The sequence below is a fragment of the Methylotetracoccus oryzae genome (assembly GCF_006175985.1).
Taxonomy (GTDB): Bacteria; Pseudomonadota; Gammaproteobacteria; order Methylococcales; family Methylococcaceae; genus Methylotetracoccus; species Methylotetracoccus oryzae.
This window is the reverse complement of sequence record NZ_SRSH01000008.1, coordinates 119609-137463: the sequence shown is the minus strand read 5'-3', so window position 1 is coordinate 137463 and position 17855 is coordinate 119609. Positions and strand designations below refer to the sequence as shown.

Genomic DNA, 17855 nt, shown 5'->3' with positions numbered 1-17855 from the left:
GCGCATTCTATCAGACCGACGACGCAGCCCTCCGTTGCGTCGTACCGATTCCGAGGCTCCGCGTGACCGTAACTCCCCAATCCGATTTGCTCGCCGCCGTCGATCTGGGATCGAACAGTTTCCATCTGCTCGTGGCCAGCCACCGCAATGGGAATCTCACCGTCGTCGACCGGCTTGTGGAAATGGTCCGTCTCGGAGCAGGGCTGGACGCACAAAACAACCTGACGCCCGAAGCGCAGATCCGGGCTCTCGAATGCCTGGAGCGTTTCGGGCAACGGCTGCGCAACCTCCCACCCTGCAGCGTCCGCGCCGTTGGCACCAACACCTTCCGCATGGCCCAGAACGCACAGCCCTTCCTGCACCGGGCCGAGCATGCCCTGGGCCATCAAATCGAGATCGTGTCCGGCATCGAGGAGGCCCGTCTGATCTACCAGGGCGTCGCCCGGAGTCTGGCGCCCGACGGTACCCGGCGGTTGGTCATGGACATCGGCGGCGGCAGTACGGAGTTCATCATCGGCGTCGATCAGGAACCGCTGCACAAGGAGAGCTTCCGGATGGGCTGCGTGTCTATGAGTCTCCGTCACTTTCCCGGCGGAAAGATTTCCGCCAAGCGCTTCAAGCGGGCCGTGATCGCCGCACAACGCGAACTGGAGCCCATCGAATTGGCCTTCCGCCGCGGCCAGTGGTCGGAAGCCGTTGGGGCCTCCGGCAGCCTGCGCGCAATCCAAAAGATCATCCTGGCGGCAGGCTGGAGCAAGGAAGGCATCAGCATTGCCGGCCTGGAGCGTCTGGCCGAGGGCATGATCGCCGCCGGCGACGTCGCGAAGCTGCAGTTTCCCGAGTTGAATCCCGAGCGCGCGCCGGTGCTCCCCGGCGGCGTAGTGATCGTCTATGCGGCGTTCAAGATCCTCGGCATCGAACTGATGAAAGTCGCCGATGGCGCCCTGCGCGAGGGCCTGCTGTACGATCTCGTGGGGCGGTTACACCATACCGACATCCGCTCCACGACAGTCGAGACGCTGGCGACGCGCTACCACGTCGACCGCGATCACGCGGAGCGCGTGCGGGAAACCGCCAGGGAGTTCGCGCGCCAGGCCTTGGGGAAGGAAGCGGTGGATCTGGCAACGGTGGAGCAATGGTTGGGCTGGGCCGCGGAGTTGCATGAGATCGGCTTCGACATCGCCCATAGCGCCTATCACAAGCATGGCGCGTACATCGTCGAGAATGCGGACCTGCCCGGCTTCTCGCAACAGGAGCAAAAGCTGCTCGCGACGCTGGTCCGCGCTCACCGCCGCAAGTTCCCGGTCAAGCTGTTCCGGGACCTCGCTCACCCGTGGGACGAGCTCGCGCCGCGCATTGCCATTGCCCTGCGGCTCGGGGTGTTGTTGAACCGCAGCCGGCACCCTGCCCCACTGCCCGCCGTCGAACTGCAACTCCAGGACGTTCAGGTTACGCTCCGTTTCCCGGACGGCTGGCTGGCCGATCACCCTCTTACCATGGCCGACCTGGAACAGGAAGCTGAGGTCCTGCAGGCAGCGGGACTCGCCCTAAGGTTCGCGTAGGCCCTCGCGGCATCGCCCCCTCAGACTGCGCGTCGAAACTGCTCGAGCAAGTAGGACTGCGCCTCGACCCCTCCGGTCGCGTTGGGCTCGGCACGGCGATAGTGACCATCGGATTGCTGTATCCAGGCCTGGCTGTCGTCGCGCAGGTACAGATCCAGCTCGGCCCGAATGCGGTCGGCCAGCTTCCTGTTTTCGATCGGAAAGCAGGTCTCGACACGGCGGAACATGTTCCGCGACATGCAATCCGCGCTGGAGCAGAACAGTTCCGGCTCCCCATCGTTCTCGAAACTGTACACGCGGCTGTGCTCGAGAAAGCGGCCCACGATCGACCGGACTTCGATCGTCTCCGAAAGTCCCGGCACGCCCGGCCGCAGACAGCAGATTCCGCGGACGATCAGCCTGATCTCCACCCCCGCCATCGAGGCGCGATACAGCGTTTGAATCAGCACCGGCTCGACCACCGAGTTGACTTTGATGACGATGCGCGCCCGCTTGCCCTTGCGCGCATGCTCGATCTCCCTTTCGATCTTCTTGATCAGCGTCTTGTGTAGCGTAAATGGCGCCTGCAACAGCTTGTTCAGGCGACCGACCTTGCCCAGACTGGTCAGTTGCACGAACACGCGGCGCACATCTTCGCCGAGATCCTTGTCGGCCGTCAGCAGGCTGTAGTCGGTATAAAGTCGCGCCGTCTTCGGATGGTAGTTCCCGGTGCCCAGGTGGGTGTAGTAGCGCAGGTGCTTGCCCTCCCGACGCAGCACCAGCAGCATCTTCGCGTGGGTCTTGTAGCCGACGATTCCGTAGACCACCTGCACCCCGGCTTCCTGCAGTCGGGTTGCCAGCGAGATGTTCGCCTTCTCGTCAAAGCGCGCCCTAAGCTCGACCACGACCGTCACTTCCTTGCCGGCACGCGCGGCCTTCTCCAGGGCTTCGACCACGGGTGAATTGGAGCCGGTCCGGTACAGGGTCTGCTTGACCGCAACCACCTGGGGGTCCTCGGCAGCCTGCCGGACCAGTTCGATGACCGGATTGAACGACTCGTAGGGATGGTGCAGGAGGATGTCGTGTTTCCGGATCGCCTCGAACAGCGACTTGGGATCGTTCAGCTGCGGCGGACAGCCGGCCGTAAACGGTGGAAATTTCAGCTCGGGCCGGTCGATCAGATCGCAGACCTCGCGCGAACGGCTCAGATTGACAGGTCCATCCACCCGGTACAGGCGGTCCTTGGTCAGTCCGAACTGACCGAGCAGGAAATCGATCAGGTCATCCGGACAGTTTGCGGCCACTTCGAGACGGACCTCATCCCCGTAATTCCGACTGGCCAGTTCCCCCTCGACCGCCCGCAGCAGATCGTGGATTTCTTCCTCATCCAGAAATAAATCGCTGTTGCGCGTGACGCGGAACTGATAGCAGCCGCGCACCTTCATGCCGTGGAAGAGATCATCGATGAATGCATGGATGATCGACGAGAGAAACACGAAATCGTGCGGCCCGCTCTCGGTATCGACCTGCGGCAGCTGAATGATCCGTGGCAAGGCGCGCGGTGCCTGCAGAATGGCCAGATCCAGGTCCCGGCCGAATGCATCCTTGCCGGACAAGGAGATGATGAAATTCAACGCCTTGTTGAGGATGCGCGGAAAGGGATGCGTGGGATCGAGACCGATCGGGCTGAGAATCGGCAGCAATTCATCCGTGAAGTAGCGCCGTAGCCATGCCTGCTGTGATTCATTCCAGTCGGAGCGGCGGATGAAACGGATGTTCTCGATGGCCAGGGCGGGCAGCAAGGCTTCGTTAAAGACACGGTACTGCTCCGCGACCAGCGCGTGCGCGCGACTGCTGATTTCCGTGAGGACTTCGGTCGGCGTGAGCCCGTCGGCCTCGGTCTGCAGCGAGGCCAGTTCGGACCTCTGGATCAAGCCGGCGGCCCGAACCTCGAAGAACTCGTCGAGATTCGAGCAGGAGATGCACAGAAAGTTGAGCCGTTCCAGCAAGGGAGTCCGCGAATCCTTGGACTGTTCGAGCACGCGGCGATTGAACTCGAGCAGACTCAGTTCCCGATTGATGTACCACTGCGAATCGTCGAGGGCGCGGGCGAGAATCTCACCGGACGCGGGCGTACTCCGGCCGGGACTGGCCGGCACCACTTGCGCCAAATCCGCCACCGCGTCGCCCTCCCCGACCAAATGTTTAGCTGCGCGAATCATGCGCTGAGCTTTTTGCCGGCTGAAACCCGGGATGAGAATCAGCCGTTCGACGGCGACATTCGCCAATTCCTCGACCGAAAAGATGCCATGCTCGGCCAGGCATGCCCGCGTCGACTTGCTGATGCCCTTCACGTCGCTGATGATCAAACCGAATCCTCCAAAAGCAGTCCATCCGCATTGCCTCCGGCGGATGCTGCGAAACGGTCGGGCGATTGCGGCGAAGTCACCCTGACCGCTCGCCGGCATGTGCCGGAAGCCGCCATTCTAGTTACCGAACCGAAGTATCGACCTCAATCCTGCTCAAAAATGCTCAGGTAATCGCCGTAGCCTTCCGCGGCCATGTCCTCCTTTGGGACGAAACGCAAGGCGGCCGAGTTCATGCAGTAACGTTTTCCGGTGGGTTCCGGACCATCGTCGAAGACGTGCCCCAGGTGCGAATCGGCATGTCGGCTGCGAACTTCGGTCCGTGTCATCAGGAATGAACGGTCCGAGCGCTCGACCAGATTGGCCGGTTCCAGCGGCTGGGTGAAACTCGGCCACCCCGTACCCGAGTCGAACTTGTCCAACGAACTGAACAAGGGTTCGCCGGATACGACATCGACGTAGATGCCCTCGCGGTGATTGTCCCATAGCGGGTTCTGGAAGGCGCGTTCCGTGCTATCGCGTTGCGTCACGGCGAACTGCTCGCTGCTCAGCCGCTGACGCAACTCGTCTTCACCGGGTTTTTTGTAGCTTGACGGGTCCCAGGCCATTAGCGGTCCTCCTTCATTCAGTTTGTTCCAGATCTGGTGGTTCTTGTTCGTTGCCTGGTCGCCCGGTCATGAAACCCGATCCGGGGGCGGACTACCGTCCTCATGGCAACCGATCCGAGGACGGTCAATATACGCAACTTCACGCGCTTGCGGCACTGGGGTGCAACCCGCATCGCTGCTCGCGAGTTGGATGTGCGACCGCCGCGCGACAGGCCCACTCTATACAGCGGGCTCCCTGGGTTTGGGATAAAATACGCCCTCCTTGCTGGTGCCTGAGAACCGTTCGGTTCGAGGGTTAAACGGGAAGCCGGTGCAAAACCGGCGCTGCCCCCGCAACGGTAAATGAGTCAAGGCGGATCTCGACAAAGCCACTGTGCCGTCGGCATGGGAAGGCGATCCGCCGGACGCTGTCGCTCATGAGCCCGGAGACCGGCCGCAAGGCACATTCCATCGTCGCGGAGGGCGTCGACAGGGACCGCCGCGACGTGCCTGTTGCGCGCTTTTCCCTTTTGCCTCGCGATGCATGGCCCACGAAGCCGCCGTACGGGTGGTACGGCCGAGCCCCGCAGAGGCAGTAACGCATGCACAGCCCCCTCACCCGCCTGACTGCGACCGCAGTGTTGGGCGCAACCGTTCACGCGCACGCCGCCGGCCAGGAGCCGGTAGCCCGCCAACTCGACGAAGTGGTCGTCACCGCGGCCCGCACCCAGACGCCGGTGAACCAGATCGGCAGCAACGTGACCGTGGTCACCGCCGAACAGATCGCGGAACGACAGTATGTCGACGTCGCCGACGTGCTGCGCTACGTTGCCGGACTCGACGTCATTCGCAATGGTGGAGTCGGTCAGACCACGTCGGTGTTCATGCGTGGCGCGGACGCCCGCTTCTCGCTGGTCCTGATCGATGGCATCGAGGCCAACGACCCGGCCAATCCGGGCGGGCAATTCGACTTCGCGAACCTGATGGTCGACCAGATCGACCGCATCGAAGTCGTCCGTGGCGGAGAGAGTGCGATTTACGGCTCCGACGCGATCGGCGGCGTCATCAACATCATCACCAAGAAAGGACAAGGGAAACCGCAAGCCCAGATCTCCGCGCAAGGCGGCACCTACGATGAATTCAAGGTCGGTGGGGACAGTAGTGGCAGCCTGGGCCCGGTGAACTACCAGTTGAGCGCGAGCCGTTTCGAAAACCGCGGCTTCTCGGCCGCGGCACGTGACCTCGGCAACGGGGAGCGCGACGGGTATCGGAATACGACCGTCACGGCCGGCCTGAGCGGCAAGCCGCTCGACCACCTGGACCTGGACTGGACACTGCACTACAACCAAGGCCATACGAAACTCGACAACTGCGGCGGACGCGGCTGCGACGATCCCAACAACCGCAGCACGACCAGCCAGCTATTCACGCGCGGCCAGGGCAAACTGTCGCTGTTCGATGGCCGCTGGCAGCAAACCCTGGGCGTCGCACTGAGTTCGACCGACCGTCAGCTGCTCAACCCATATGACCCGCTGAATCCGTTCGTGTTCGGCAGCAACTTCGACGGACAGAAGGTCAAGGTGAGCTGGCTGAACGATGTCGCCGTGACGGACAAGCAGGTGCTGACTTTCGGGGGCGAGGACGAACAGGATGCGATCACCAGCGACTCCACCTTTCTCCAAGGCAGCACGACGTCTGCCGAAGGCCCTTTGGACAAGAGCATGAACACGGGCGGCGTATTCCTGCAGCACCGCGCCCGTATCCAGGACAACTGGTTCAGCACGGCGGGCATCCGCTATGACGACAACAATATCAGCGGCAGCAAGGTGACCTGGCGGACCAGCCAGTCGATCGCCGTCCACCGGATCGGACTCCGCATCAAGGGGAACTACGGCACCGGCTTCAAGGTGCCGACGCTGTACCAGTTGTTTGCACCGCCGACGGTGTTCACGGTCCAGGGGCAGGAGCCGATCGTGTTCCCGGCGCTGGGCAATCCCAACCTGACACCGGAACGCAGCCGCAACTGGGACATCGGGCTGGAGCAGACGTTGTGGCAAGACCGAGCGCTCGTCGGCGCCTCCTACTTCCACAACGATTACTACAACCTGATCGAGGTACTGGATTTCAGCGAGGGCTACGTGAATGTCGGACGCGCCAAGGCGGATGGCGCCGAGGTCTTCCTGCAACTGGATCCCTGGGACAGGCTGAGCCTGCGCGGGCAGTACACCTATATGGACACCGAGCAGCTACCGGATGCCGCCAATCCCCAGGACGAACTGTACGGGGGCCAGTCGCTGCTGCGCCGGCCGCGCAACAAAGGGACGTTCGAAGCGATCGTGCGCCCGACGGAGGCATCGACGGTCAACCTGAACGTGGTCGCGGTTGGACGCAAGGACGATATCGACTTTGCCGTCTTTCCGGCCCAACGCGTCACGGTTCCGGGGTACGTCATCTTCAATGCGACCGCGCGCTACTCAGTAAACGACCACGTCGAGCTGTTCGCTCGCGCGATCAATCTGCTGAACAAAACATATCAGGAAGTCTACGGCTACGGCACAGCCGGAGTTTCTGGGTTTGCCGGCTTCAACCTGCGCTTCTAGCAGGAGGTCGGCCGGCAGGATGGATCGTCCGGAAATCGGCTTGGGCAATCCGACGTGCCGGAATCACGCCCCCAAGTGCTGCATGCCTTTGGGGGCCGCGGGGCGGTCGAAAGCGACGAGCGGATAGGTTCAAGCGGGTGATGGCGACGCGCGACGGCTCTGTGAAGACCAAAGTACCGCCAGCAGCACCGGTACCAGATAAACCAAGGCATCGCCGGCGTAAGCAGGGAAATAGCGGCCCACCGTCTCGGCGTAGGCCCATCCGCCGAGCCCCGTTGCCGCTGCGGTCGCTGCGTAAAAGCCCGCGTTCGACACAATGAACGCCGCGCTTACGCCGAGCAGGACCCAAAGCATCGCATTGACCAGCCACAGATACCCGATCGGCCCGCACTTTCCAGCCAGCCGGCCAGCGCCCCATACCAGACCGTAAGCCGGCACCAGGAAAACATAGGCCGGTGTCAGGCAGGACCCGGGTGCCAAGCCCGTCTGGAACGCGACCCAATCAGCCAGGAAGGCCACAAGCAGCAGCCAACCGAACGACCGGGGCTGCGCCAGAGCAAGGCCGCCGAGGAAGAAGGCAGCCAGAGTGGCATCCGGCAATTGGAAAGAAAAAATGCCCGGTATACGCGTCAATGCGATGGCCAGTACCAGACTCAAGGCGAGTCGGTCGTTTCCCTTACGATTCGAAGATGTCATGGCTTCCTCGCAGTCTCTGTTGGCGTGAACGACAAGCGGTGACGGTGCCGCCGTTCGGTGTTGCAGGGGTCCAAGCGCCGCGGTTCATCAAGCGATTCTGATAACATACCGCCCTGTAGACAAAGGCGCCTCGGCGCGCGGTTCCCGTTCCGGTATTTCCTCAGGCATGAGCGACAACTTACTTTATCGCGTCGTCTTCGTAAACCAGCAGCAGGTTTACGAACTCTATGCGAAGCGTGTGTACCAGGCAGAGCTGTTCGGATTCGTCGTGATCGAGGATTTTGTTTTCGGCGAGACCAGTTCGATCGTCATCGACCCCGCGGAAGAAAAGCTCCGCAGCGAATTCGAAAACATCAAGCGGTCCTTCGTGCCCATGCACGAGATCATCCGCATCGACCAGGTCGAACGACGCGGTACCGCGAAGATCATCCCGCTGGATCGCGAGGCGGCGCCGACAGGCAAGATCGCTAAATTCGCCTACCCCGACAAGGTCTGAGAAGTGCGCGACCGCGGCCGCGTCACTTCACAACGCGCAGCGCCGGTTTCTTCTTCTGGGGACTGGGGGTATCCGGCTCCGGAGGGGGCGTTTCCGAGTCCTCCTCACTGTCGAAGACCATACCTTTGCCGGTTTCCTTGGCATAGAGCGCCAGCACCGCGGACAACGGCACGACAACCTGTGTCGGAGTTCCTCCGAAGCGTGCGTTGAAAGCGATGGTGTCATTGCCCAGCGACAGCCCGGCCACCGCCTGAGGATTCAGGTTCAGAACGATCCGACCATCCTGCACGTATTGCCGCGGCACGTCGACATCCGAGCGGGTGGCGTCGACGAGCAGGAAGGGCGTCAGAGCATTGTCGACGATCCAGTCATAGATCGCCCGAACCAGATACGGCTTGAGCGGCACCATCAGACGACCCAGGCCTCAGCAAAGACAACCAGTCCCCGCTCGTGCTCGCTGAGGCTGGCCTGAAAGGCTTCGCGCTCGAATACTCGGCGCGCGTACCGGCGGATCGTGTCACAAGAACTGGGCAAGTCGACCCCGAGGGCGCCGAGTCGCCACAGCAAGGGCGCAAGCACGCAATCGACCAAGGAATAGTCCTCGCTGAGAAAGTAGGGTTTCGCGCCGAACACCGGACTGGCGGCGATCAGGCTTTCGCGCAGGCGGTTGCGCCCATGTGCCGCACCGGGCCCATCCCCGGCTTCGATGGGCTCCAGGTAAGGGTACCAGTCGCGCTCGATCCGGTGCACGAGCATACGCGATCGCGCACGCCCAACCGGATCCGTCGGGACCAGCGGAGGGTGCGGAAACCGTTCGTCCAGGTACTCCATGATGATACGTGCGTCGTATAACACGAGATCGCGGTCGACGAGAGTCGGCATCGAACCATAGGGATTGAGGTCGATCAGATCCTCGGGAGGATGCGCAGGATCGATGAACTCAACGCCCGAGTCGATCGCTTTCTCGTTCAGCACGATGCGGATCTGGTGACCGTAGGCGCACGTGGGGGAACAGAACAGTATCATCGCGGCCTTGCGGCCAGCCGAACTAGCCACGCGTCACCCTGTCGAGCCGCGAACGACCGAGATGCGGCACGGTCCGCAGCGGCCTGTCGGTTCGTTCATGCCTGTATGAATTACTGTGGCTTATGCCGTCTGTAGGTTCGCGAGCGGGCCGGACCATCGATTTCTGGCTCGACACCGGTGACGGTCAAACAGTGTAACACGAAACCCGGGTCACCGACGCTGGCGGGTACCCGCAAACCGCACTAGGTCACGGGTCCAGCGCCACGGCCAGCGCAGCCAGGAACCGATCGTTCTCATCCGGCTTGCCGACGGTCACGCGCAGACAACGGCGCAAGGGACCACTGCCGGCGGCGAAGGCCTTGACCAGAACACCCTGTGTCTTCAGCGACTCGAACACCGCGCGCGCATCCTGCGAGAGGAGTTCGAACAGGATGAAATTCGCACTGCTGGGAAAGGCTCGAACGGCAGAGAGTTCGGTCAAGGCCCGATAGAGCCGCTCGCGTTCTGCGAGAATTCGCTCGACCTGAGCGGCGAACACGTGCGGCTTGCTCAGCGCGAACTCGGCGCTGATCTGGGTCAGGATGTTGATGTTATAGGGAAGGCGCAGCTTGTCGAATTCCCGTATCCAGGCCGGCGCCCCCACCAAGTAGCCCAGTCGCAGACCCGCCAGCCCGAGTTTGGACAGGGTCCGCATGACCAGCAGTCCGTCATGGGCACCTACCCTCGGCAAAAAAGTGGTGCCGGCGAAGGGCAGATAGGCTTCATCCACGACCACCAGCCCAGGCGCCAGTGCCAGCAGTTCTTCGATCTCTTCCGCGGCATACAGATTCCCGGTTGGATTGTTCGGGTAGGCGAGAAAAATGACCGCAGGCGCATGCTGCGCCACGGCTTCGCGCATCGCCGGCATATCGAGGGAAAAGTCGTCCAACCGCAGCGGCACGCCGACGAATCTGAGGCCCAAGCCTTCGGCGAGCTGCCGGTACATCACGAAGGTCGGCTCCGGCGCCATGATGACCGCGTCCCGACCGGCCACCGCCATCAGGATCAACTGAATCAGCTCATCCGAACCATTGCCGAGCAGGATATCCGCCTCGGCCGGCACGTCCGCGGTGACCCGCAGCGCCTCGCGCACCGCGTCGGCCCCCGGGTCGGGGTAACGATTCAGGGCCGCCTCGCGCAAGCAGCCCAGCCACTCGTCGATCATGGCCGGGGGCCAGGTATAGGGGTTTTCCATGGCGTCGAGTTTCACCATCCCGACGGCGGGAGGCACGTGATAGGCGGCGAGCAGCGCCAGTTCGGGGCGCAACACCCAGCGGAGCCGGTCGTCCAAAGCGCTCATTCGTCCTTCGGGATCCGATACTCCGCGGAGCGTGCGTGTGCGGTCAGCCCTTCACCACGGGCCAGCCGCGAGGCGGTTCGCCCGAGAGCGGCAGCACCGTCGGCCGAGCAGAAAATCAGACTCGAGCGCTTCTGGAAGTCGTAGACGCCCAGCGGTGACGAAAAGCGCGCGGTGCCCCCGGTCGGCAACACATGATTCGGCCCGGCGCAGTAATCTCCCAGAGCCTCGGCGGTGTACCGCCCCATGAAGATCGCACCGGCGTTGCGGATCTTACGCACCAGGCTCCGCGGATCCGCAACGGACAGTTCCAAATGTTCCGGCGCAACTCGATTCGCGACGGCGGCCGCCTCATCCAGGTCGCGAACCAGGATCAGTGCCGCTCGCGACGACAAGGAGGCGGCAATCACCGCCGAACGTTCCATGTCCGGCAGCAGTCGGCGAATGCTCGCTTCCACTGCATCGCGATGAGCCGCATCCGGGGTGATCAGGATGGCCTGCGCGTTCTCGTCATGCTCGGCCTGCGAGAAAAGATCCATCGCGATCCAGTCCGGATCGGTCAAGCCATCGCTGATGATCAGGATCTCGCTGGGCCCGGCGATCATGTCGATCCCCACCTGGCCGAAGACAAGTTGCTTGGCCGTCGCCACATAGATGTTGCCCGGCCCGACGATCTTGTCGACCCGCGGCACCGTCTCGGTCCCGTAGGCGAGCGCGCCGACCGCCTGGGCACCACCGATCCGGAAGACGCGGTCGACGCCGGCCAGATAAGCGGCGGCCAGCACCCAGGGATTCGTCTCGCCGCCGGGTGTGGGCACGACCATGATGATCTCCGGGACGCCGGCGACCTTGGCGGGTACGACGTTCATCAGCACCGATGAAGGGTATGCGGCCTTACCACCCGGTACGTAGACACCGACGCGGTCCAGCGGCGTGATCTGTTGCCCCAACACCGTGCCGTCGGGCTCCCGGTACTCCCACGATTCCATGGCCTGCCGCTCCGCATAGGCGCGGATGCGCGCCGCCGCTGTCTCCAGCGCCTCGGCACCGTCCGGGGACAACCCCTCCCAAGCCGCTTGCAACTGGCTTCGCGGAATCTCGAGTTCGGCTGCGGACGCCACGTCACACCGATCGAACTCGCGCGTGGTATCGATCAGGGCACTGTCGCCATCCCGCCGCACGCGCGCCAGGATGGCCGTCACGCGCTCGTGTATCTCACGATCGGAGGTCTCGTCCCAGGCCAGGAGGTCGTCGAGCGCGTGATCGAAGCCGGAACTGCCGCTGTCCAGTCGTTTGATCGTGATGTTGACCATCGCCTACTCCGAATGCATGCCCTGCCGCGCGACCGCCTGACCCAACAGGTCAACGATCGCACAAACGGCCCGGTGTTTCATCTTCATGGCAGCCTTGTTGACCACGAGCCGGCTGCTGATCTCCATGATGAGCTCACGCGGTTCAAGACCATTCGCTCGCAGCGTGTTGCCGGTATCGACCAGATCGACGATGCAGTCGGCCAGCCCTACCAGGGGCGCAAGCTCCATGGAGCCATAGAGCTTGATGATATCCGCCTGTATGCCCCGTCGGGCGAAATAACCCTGCGCGGTACGGACATATTTGGTCGCTACGCGCAGACGCCGCCGACTCGCGATACCGCCGACCGGCGCCGCCGTCATCAAGCGGCAGCGAGCGATGTTCAGATCCAGCGGTTCATACAGCCCTTCCGGGCCGTATTCCAACAGCGCATCCTTGCCGGCGATGCCGAGATCGGCGGCACCGTATTCGACATAAGTCGGGACATCCGAGGCGCGGACGATCAGCAACTGGACGTCCTCTCGGTTGGTCGGGATGATCAGCTTGCGGCTTTTGTCGGGGTCGACGGTCGGCACAACGCCGGCTGCCGCCAGCAGCGGCAGCGCCTCTTCGAAAATTCGCCCTTTGGAGACGGCCAGTGTCAGCATGGCGTCACTGCGGCACGCGACGAATGGTTGCGCCCAACTGCGACAACTTCTCCTCGATACATTCGTAACCGCGGTCGATGTGGTAGATACGCTGCACGACGGTCTGCCCCTCCGCCACGAGGCCCGCGAGCACCAGGCTCGCGGAGGCACGCAGGTCGGTCGCCATGACAGGCGCCGCCGTCAGCATCGGGACACCGCGGATGATCGCTGTGTTGGACTCCACCTCGATATTTGCGCCCATGCGCTGCATCTCGTGCACGTGCATGAAGCGATTCTCGAAGACCGTCTCGGTGATCACGCCGACGCCCTGGGCAATGCTGTTCATCGCCGTGAACTGCGCCTGCATGTCGGTCGGGAAGGCCGGATAAGGTGCGGTGCGGAGCGAGACGGCCTGCGGCCGCTGTCCCTTCATGTCGAGTTCGATCCAGTTCTCGCCACAGGTGATTTCAGCGCCGGCCTGACGCAGCTTGACCAGCACCGCATCGAGCAGATCGGGACGCGTATTCTTGAGTTTCACCTTGCCGGCAGTCATTGCCGCCGCGACAAGGTAAGTGCCGGTTTCGATCCGGTCCGGCAGGATGGAGTAGTGGAGGCCGGCACCCGACAGCGATTCGACGCCTTCGATCTCGATGATATCGGTGCCTGCACCGTGGATCTTTGCCCCCATTTCATTCAGGAAGTTCGCGAGATCCACAACCTCGGGTTCCCGGGCGGCATTCTCGATCACGGTCGTGCCACTGGCCAACGCAGCCGCCATGACCAGATTCTCGGTGCCGGTCACGGTCACCTGGTCAAGGACCAGCCGACAACCGCGCAGCCGCTTCGCCTCGGCATGGATATAGCCATTGCGGACGGTGATGTCCGCACCCATCGCACTAAGCCCCTCAAGATGCAGATTCACTGGTCGCGAACCGATGGCGCAACCACCCGGCAGCGACACATCCGCTCGCCCGAAACGCGCGACCAGCGGTCCGAGCACCAGAATCGAGGCTCTCATCGTCTTGACGAGCTCGTAGGGCGCGTCGAAGTTCTTGATGGTATCGGCGTTCGCCTCGATGTTGAGTTTCTCGTCGATCAGCAACTCGACGCCCATGCGCCCCAGCAACTCCATCGTCGTCGTGATGTCGTGCAGGTGTGGCACGTTGCCAATCGTCACCGGACCTTCCGACAACAGCGTAGCCGCAAGGATCGGCAGCGCGGCGTTCTTCGCGCCAGAGATCCGCAGTTCGCCCGAAAGCGGCTGACCGCCCGTTATCAGTAATTTATCCATTGGCACCTAGCAAAAGATTCACGATTTTCAACGGCCCTTCTCCTCGCGTGGCAGCATCGCATCGACGCCGGACACGACAGCCAGCGCCTCGACCTGCGCGGGCAGATTACGCAGACGCAAACGCACGTCACGCTGGCACGCCAGCCGCATCGCCTCGATCAGCAACGCCAGCCCGGCGCTGTCAGCCCGGGTAACTTCCCCCAAATCGAGCAACACGTCGCCGCGTTCGCCTTCGATGACGTCGCCGATAGCCTTGAGAGCGGCACGGGCGTTCAGAAAGCTCAGCGTTCCGGCAATGTGATAACAACCCTCGCCCATGCGTCGCACGGCAAAACGCACCTCGTCATCCGCCACTTGCGCGCGCCCGGGAGCGTCGCGACCCGAACGGAACGGCGCGGCGTTCATTTCGATTCCGCGGCAGCCGATGCGTCGGCCTTCTTATCACCGCCCTCGGCCTTATTGAACAGGAACCGGCTGATCAACTGCTCGAGCACCAGCGCCGACTGCGTCAGCTCGAGTTGGTCACCGTCCTTAAGGTACGTCTCCAGCGCTCCGGCCGTCAGGCCGATGAACTGCTCCCCGAGCAGACCGGCGGTCAGGATGCTGGCGCTGGTATCCTCCGGCAAGGTGTCGTATTGCGGATCGATCCGCATCTCGACCACGGCATCGTAGGTCGCTTTGTCGAAGCGGATCGATTTTACCCGCCCGATCGTCACGCCGGCCATCGAAACCGGCGCGCGTACTTTCAGATTCCCGGTGTTCTCGAATCGGGCAAAGAGCGTATATCCCTCGCGACTGGAGCTCAGCTCGCCAAGATTGCTGACCTTCATGGCCAGAAAGAACAGTGCGAGGAAACCAATCCCGACGAACAGTCCCACCCAAATTTCCACGACCCGCGAATGCATCAATCACTCTCCTCTGAGCATCAGGGCGGTCAGTACGAAATCCGATCCCAGCACCGCAAAAGCCGAGTAGACGACCGAGCGCGTCGTCGCCCGACTGACGCCCTCAGCCGTGGGTACCGCATCGTAACCTTCAAATACCGCGATCCAGGTCACTATCAGGCCGAACACCAAACTCTTGATGATGCCGTTGATGATGTCTTCCTCGAAGTCGATCTTGGCCTGCATCTGGGCCCAGAAGGCGCCCTCATCCACACCCAGCAAACCGACGCCAACGAAATAGCCACCAAGCACCCCCACCATGCTGAACAGCGCTGCCAGCAAAGGCATCGACAGCAGACCCGCAAAGAACCGGGGCGCCACCACCCGTTTGATCGGGTCGACCGCCATCATTTCCATGCCGGACAGCTGCTCGGTGGCCTTCATCAGTCCGATTTCAGCGGTCAGAGCCGACCCGGCCCGGCCCGAGAACAATAAGGCGGTGACCACGGGGCCCAGTTCGCGCACCAGTGACGCGGCGACCAGTACACCCAGGCTCTGCTCGGCGTCGAATTCGGACAGCACATTGTGCCCTTGCAGAGCAAGTACCATCCCGACGAACAGGCCGGAGATGGCGATCAGCAGCATGCTGAGCACGCCGACGACATACATCTCGCGCACCAGCAGTCGCAAGCGCAGCAGCAAGCCCGGCAGGCCCAACAGCACGTGCGCCAGGAAAATGTGAGCGCGGCCGATGCGCTGGACGCCGCCGAGCGCCCAGATGCCCCAGCCCTGCAGCACGTCCAGGACCCTCAATGGCGGGCTCCCGGCCGCCGCTTTACCGGTCCCATCAAGTCGCCCGCATAGTCGGCGTCCGACGGGTAGTGGAACGGAACCGGTCCGTCCGCGAGACCATGAACGAACTGGGCCACGAACTGCGAAGCGGAGCGATCCAATTCTTCCGGCGTGCCTTGTCCCACGATCTTGCCTTCCGAAATCATATAGATGTAGTCGGCTATCGAGAGCGTCTCGTGCACGTCATGGGAGACCAGCACGCTGGTCAGGCCAAGACTGTGATTCAGATCGCGGATCAGCTTGACCAGCACGCCCAGCGAGATGGGGTCCTGTCCGGTGAACGGCTCGTCGTACATGATCATCATCGGATCCAGCGCAATCGCCCTGGCCAGCGCGACGCGCCGCGCCATGCCGCCCGACAGCTGCGCCGGCATCAGATGACGGGCGCCGCGCAAGCCCACCGCCTGCAGCTTCATCAAGACCAGTGTCCGAATCATCGACTCAGGCAGGCGGGTATGTTCTCGCAGGGGGAAAGCGACGTTTTCGAACACGTCGATGTCGGTGAGCAGCGCGCCCGTCTGGAACAACATGCCCATTTTTCTGCGTAGCGCATACAGATCACGCAAGCCCTGCTCATGCACGACCTTGCCGTCGAAGACGACAGTACCCCGATCCGGCCGCAGCTGACCGCCGATCAATTTCAGCAGAGTCGTCTTGCCGGTACCGCTGGGCCCCATGATTGCCGTGACCTTGCCACGACGAATGTCGAGATCGATACCGTCAAAGATCTTTCTTTCATCCCGGGAAAAAACGAGATCGCGGATGGAAACCAGGTTTCCATCCCCCGAACGGTCGGCGATCGTCATGGAGGCGAGTGATTCAACGCTGCGAAAAACCGAGTATTTTGATTGGCTGAGCCGGTTGGCGTCAACCTCGGAGAACGGATCTGCACGCACGGCACCATTAACCTATGGTGCGGAGTCCTCCCATGTAGGGCAGCAAAGCATCAGGCACCACGACGCGCCCCTCCCCGTCCTGGTAATTTTCCATGACAGCAATCAGGGTTCGCCCCACCGCAAGGCCGGAGCCATTGAGGGTGTGCGCCAGTTCCGGCTTGCCGGTGTCGGGGTTACGCCACCGCGCGCGCAGGCGCCGGGCCTGGAAATCGCGAAAATTGCTGCACGACGAGATTTCGCGATAGGCGTTCTGCCCGGGAAGCCAGACCTCCAGATCGTAGGTCTTGGCCGACGAGAAACCGGTATCGCCCGCACACAGCACGACGCGACGAAAGGGCAGATCCAGCTTTTTCAGTATCGCCTCGGCATGGGCGGTCAACGCTTCATGGGCAGCCGACGAGTCTTCGGGTCGCGTGATCTGTACCAATTCAACCTTTTCGAACTGGTGCTGGCGAATCATGCCGCGGACATCCTTGCCGTAGGACCCGGCCTCGCTCCGGAAGCATGGCGTGTGGCACACCCACTTCAGCGGCAAACGGTCGGCTTCAACGATCTCGTCCCGCACCAGATTGGTCACAGGGACCTCCGCCGTCGGGATCAGATAATACGGAGGATCGCGCACCAGCTTGAACAGGTCCGTTTCGAACTTCGGCAGTTGGCCGGTGCCGCGCAGGCTGTCGGCGTTGACCATGAACGGCACGTAGGCCTCGACGTAACCGTGCTCGGTCGTATGCATGTCGAGCATGAACTGGGTCAAGGCACGCTGCAGACGAGCCAGTGGGCCCTGCAAGGTCACAAAACGCGAACCGGTAATCTTGACCGCCGCCTCAAAGTCCATTCCGCCCAGTGCGGTGCCCAGATCGAAGTGCTCCTTTGGCGGAACCTCGAAACAACGTGGCTCGCCCCAGCGGAACATCTCGCGATTGTCGGCATCGCTCGCGCCATCCGGCACGTCCCCGTCCAATACATTCGGGATGTTCAGCAGCAGGTCCTCGAGTTCCCGCTGGATCGCGTCGAGTTGCTGCTCGTTGCGCTTCAACTCGTCGCCGAAGCCCTGCATCTCGGCCAGCAACGGGGTTACGTCCTCGCCTCGGGCCTTGGCCTGTCCGACGCTTTTCGAACGGGCGTTCCGCTCGCTTTGAAGTTCCTGAGTACGGCTCTGGACCGCCTTGCGGCGGGCTTCCAGTTCGGCGAACGCCGCTGTGTCGAGTTGAAAGCCCCGGCGCGCGAGTTGCTTGGCCACGGCATCGAGGTCGGTGCGAACTAAACGCGGATCCAACATAGTCGGGTCTAGGCTCCTTTTCCTGATTCGAAGATCTTAAGGCTGTCGCGGCGAAGCATGTAACG

General features: G+C 62.5%; 17 protein-coding genes and 1 riboswitch. Of the genes, 3 read left to right on the top strand and 14 right to left on the bottom strand.

The annotated features are described in order from the left end of the window. The first annotated feature begins 62 nt into the window (after positions 1-62). Entirely contained in the window at positions 63-1562 is a 1500-nt protein-coding gene (locus BWR02_RS09990; protein WP_268921409.1) for a Ppx/GppA phosphatase family protein, read from the top strand. Between the two features lie 20 nt (positions 1563-1582). On the opposite strand, the gene ppk1 is transcribed toward BWR02_RS09990, so the two are convergent. Beyond that, positions 1583-3910 (bottom strand): polyphosphate kinase 1, encoded by a 2328-nt coding sequence (gene ppk1, locus BWR02_RS09985; protein ID WP_162560098.1) that lies wholly within the window; start codon positions 3908-3910, stop codon positions 1583-1585. 143 nt (positions 3911-4053) lie between these two features. Next, the gene (msrB, locus tag BWR02_RS09980) at positions 4054-4515 is read right to left on the bottom strand and encodes a peptide-methionine (R)-S-oxide reductase MsrB (RefSeq protein WP_139557588.1); all 462 of its coding nucleotides are present in this window, start codon (positions 4513-4515) and stop codon (positions 4054-4056) included. Positions 4516-4763: 248 nt separating this feature from the next. Beyond that, positions 4764-4967, top strand: a riboswitch (cobalamin riboswitch). 129 nt (positions 4968-5096) lie between these two features. On the opposite strand from msrB, the gene BWR02_RS09975 reads away from it, so the two are divergent. Next, positions 5097-7094 carry a TonB-dependent receptor plug domain-containing protein gene (locus tag BWR02_RS09975; protein WP_139557587.1) on the top strand — a complete coding sequence of 666 codons (1998 nt, stop codon included), beginning with the start codon at positions 5097-5099 and terminating at the stop codon, positions 7092-7094. Between the two features lie 129 nt (positions 7095-7223). Here BWR02_RS09975 and BWR02_RS09970 read toward each other — a convergent pair whose 3' ends face one another. Next, positions 7224-7790, bottom strand: a complete 567-nt coding sequence (locus tag BWR02_RS09970) for a hypothetical protein (protein WP_139557586.1) — start codon at positions 7788-7790, stop codon at positions 7224-7226. Positions 7791-7956: 166 nt separating this feature from the next. Between BWR02_RS09970 and BWR02_RS09965 the strand changes: the two genes are divergently transcribed. Continuing rightward, the gene (locus tag BWR02_RS09965; protein WP_139557585.1) at positions 7957-8286 is read left to right on the top strand and encodes a DUF1820 family protein; all 330 of its coding nucleotides are present in this window, start codon (positions 7957-7959) and stop codon (positions 8284-8286) included. 22 nt (positions 8287-8308) lie between these two features. Here the strand turns inward: BWR02_RS09965 and BWR02_RS09960 are convergent, their stop codons facing one another. The 11 genes from BWR02_RS09960 to serS all read right to left on the bottom strand — a co-directional run bounded on the left by BWR02_RS09960 (position 8309) and on the right by serS (position 17790). After that, positions 8309-8695: a ClpXP protease specificity-enhancing factor gene (locus BWR02_RS09960; RefSeq protein ID WP_139557584.1), complete on the bottom strand. Its 387-nt coding sequence runs from the start codon at positions 8693-8695 to the stop codon at positions 8309-8311. Then, a complete protein-coding gene (locus BWR02_RS09955; RefSeq protein ID WP_139557583.1) occupies positions 8695-9342 on the bottom strand; it encodes a glutathione S-transferase N-terminal domain-containing protein in 648 nt (215 codons plus the stop codon). The genes BWR02_RS09960 and BWR02_RS09955 overlap by 1 nt, the downstream gene beginning before the upstream one ends. A 217-nt stretch (positions 9343-9559) precedes the next feature. Continuing rightward, on the bottom strand, positions 9560-10651 hold the full coding sequence (gene hisC / locus BWR02_RS09950) for a histidinol-phosphate transaminase (RefSeq protein WP_139557582.1): 1092 nt from the start codon (positions 10649-10651) through the stop codon (positions 9560-9562). After that, positions 10648-11961 carry a histidinol dehydrogenase gene (hisD, locus tag BWR02_RS09945; RefSeq protein ID WP_139557581.1) on the bottom strand — a complete coding sequence of 438 codons (1314 nt, stop codon included), beginning with the start codon at positions 11959-11961 and terminating at the stop codon, positions 10648-10650. The genes hisC and hisD overlap by 4 nt, the downstream gene beginning before the upstream one ends. Positions 11962-11964: 3 nt before the next feature. Next, positions 11965-12606, bottom strand: coding sequence for an ATP phosphoribosyltransferase (hisG, locus tag BWR02_RS09940; RefSeq protein WP_139557580.1), 642 nt, complete (start codon positions 12604-12606; stop codon positions 11965-11967). Positions 12607-12610: 4 nt separating this feature from the next. After that, positions 12611-13876 carry a UDP-N-acetylglucosamine 1-carboxyvinyltransferase gene (murA, locus tag BWR02_RS09935; RefSeq protein WP_129882379.1) on the bottom strand — a complete coding sequence of 422 codons (1266 nt, stop codon included), beginning with the start codon at positions 13874-13876 and terminating at the stop codon, positions 12611-12613. Positions 13877-13903: 27 nt separating this feature from the next. Beyond that, on the bottom strand, positions 13904-14281 hold the full coding sequence (locus BWR02_RS09930; RefSeq protein ID WP_139557579.1) for an STAS domain-containing protein: 378 nt from the start codon (positions 14279-14281) through the stop codon (positions 13904-13906). Beyond that, positions 14278-14781, bottom strand: a complete 504-nt coding sequence (mlaD, locus tag BWR02_RS09925) for an outer membrane lipid asymmetry maintenance protein MlaD (protein WP_129882381.1) — start codon at positions 14779-14781, stop codon at positions 14278-14280. Before mlaD ends, BWR02_RS09930 begins: the two co-directional genes overlap by 4 nt. Positions 14782-14784: 3 nt before the next feature. Further along, positions 14785-15564 (bottom strand): lipid asymmetry maintenance ABC transporter permease subunit MlaE, encoded by a 780-nt coding sequence (gene mlaE, locus BWR02_RS09920; protein ID WP_201276225.1) that lies wholly within the window; start codon positions 15562-15564, stop codon positions 14785-14787. Positions 15565-15569: 5 nt separating this feature from the next. Beyond that, positions 15570-16418 carry an ABC transporter ATP-binding protein gene (locus BWR02_RS09915; protein ID WP_129882382.1) on the bottom strand — a complete coding sequence of 283 codons (849 nt, stop codon included), beginning with the start codon at positions 16416-16418 and terminating at the stop codon, positions 15570-15572. Positions 16419-16515: 97 nt separating this feature from the next. Next, positions 16516-17790 (bottom strand): serine--tRNA ligase, encoded by a 1275-nt coding sequence (gene serS / locus BWR02_RS09910; RefSeq protein WP_129882383.1) that lies wholly within the window; start codon positions 17788-17790, stop codon positions 16516-16518. Between the last annotated feature and the right edge of the window lie 65 nt (positions 17791-17855).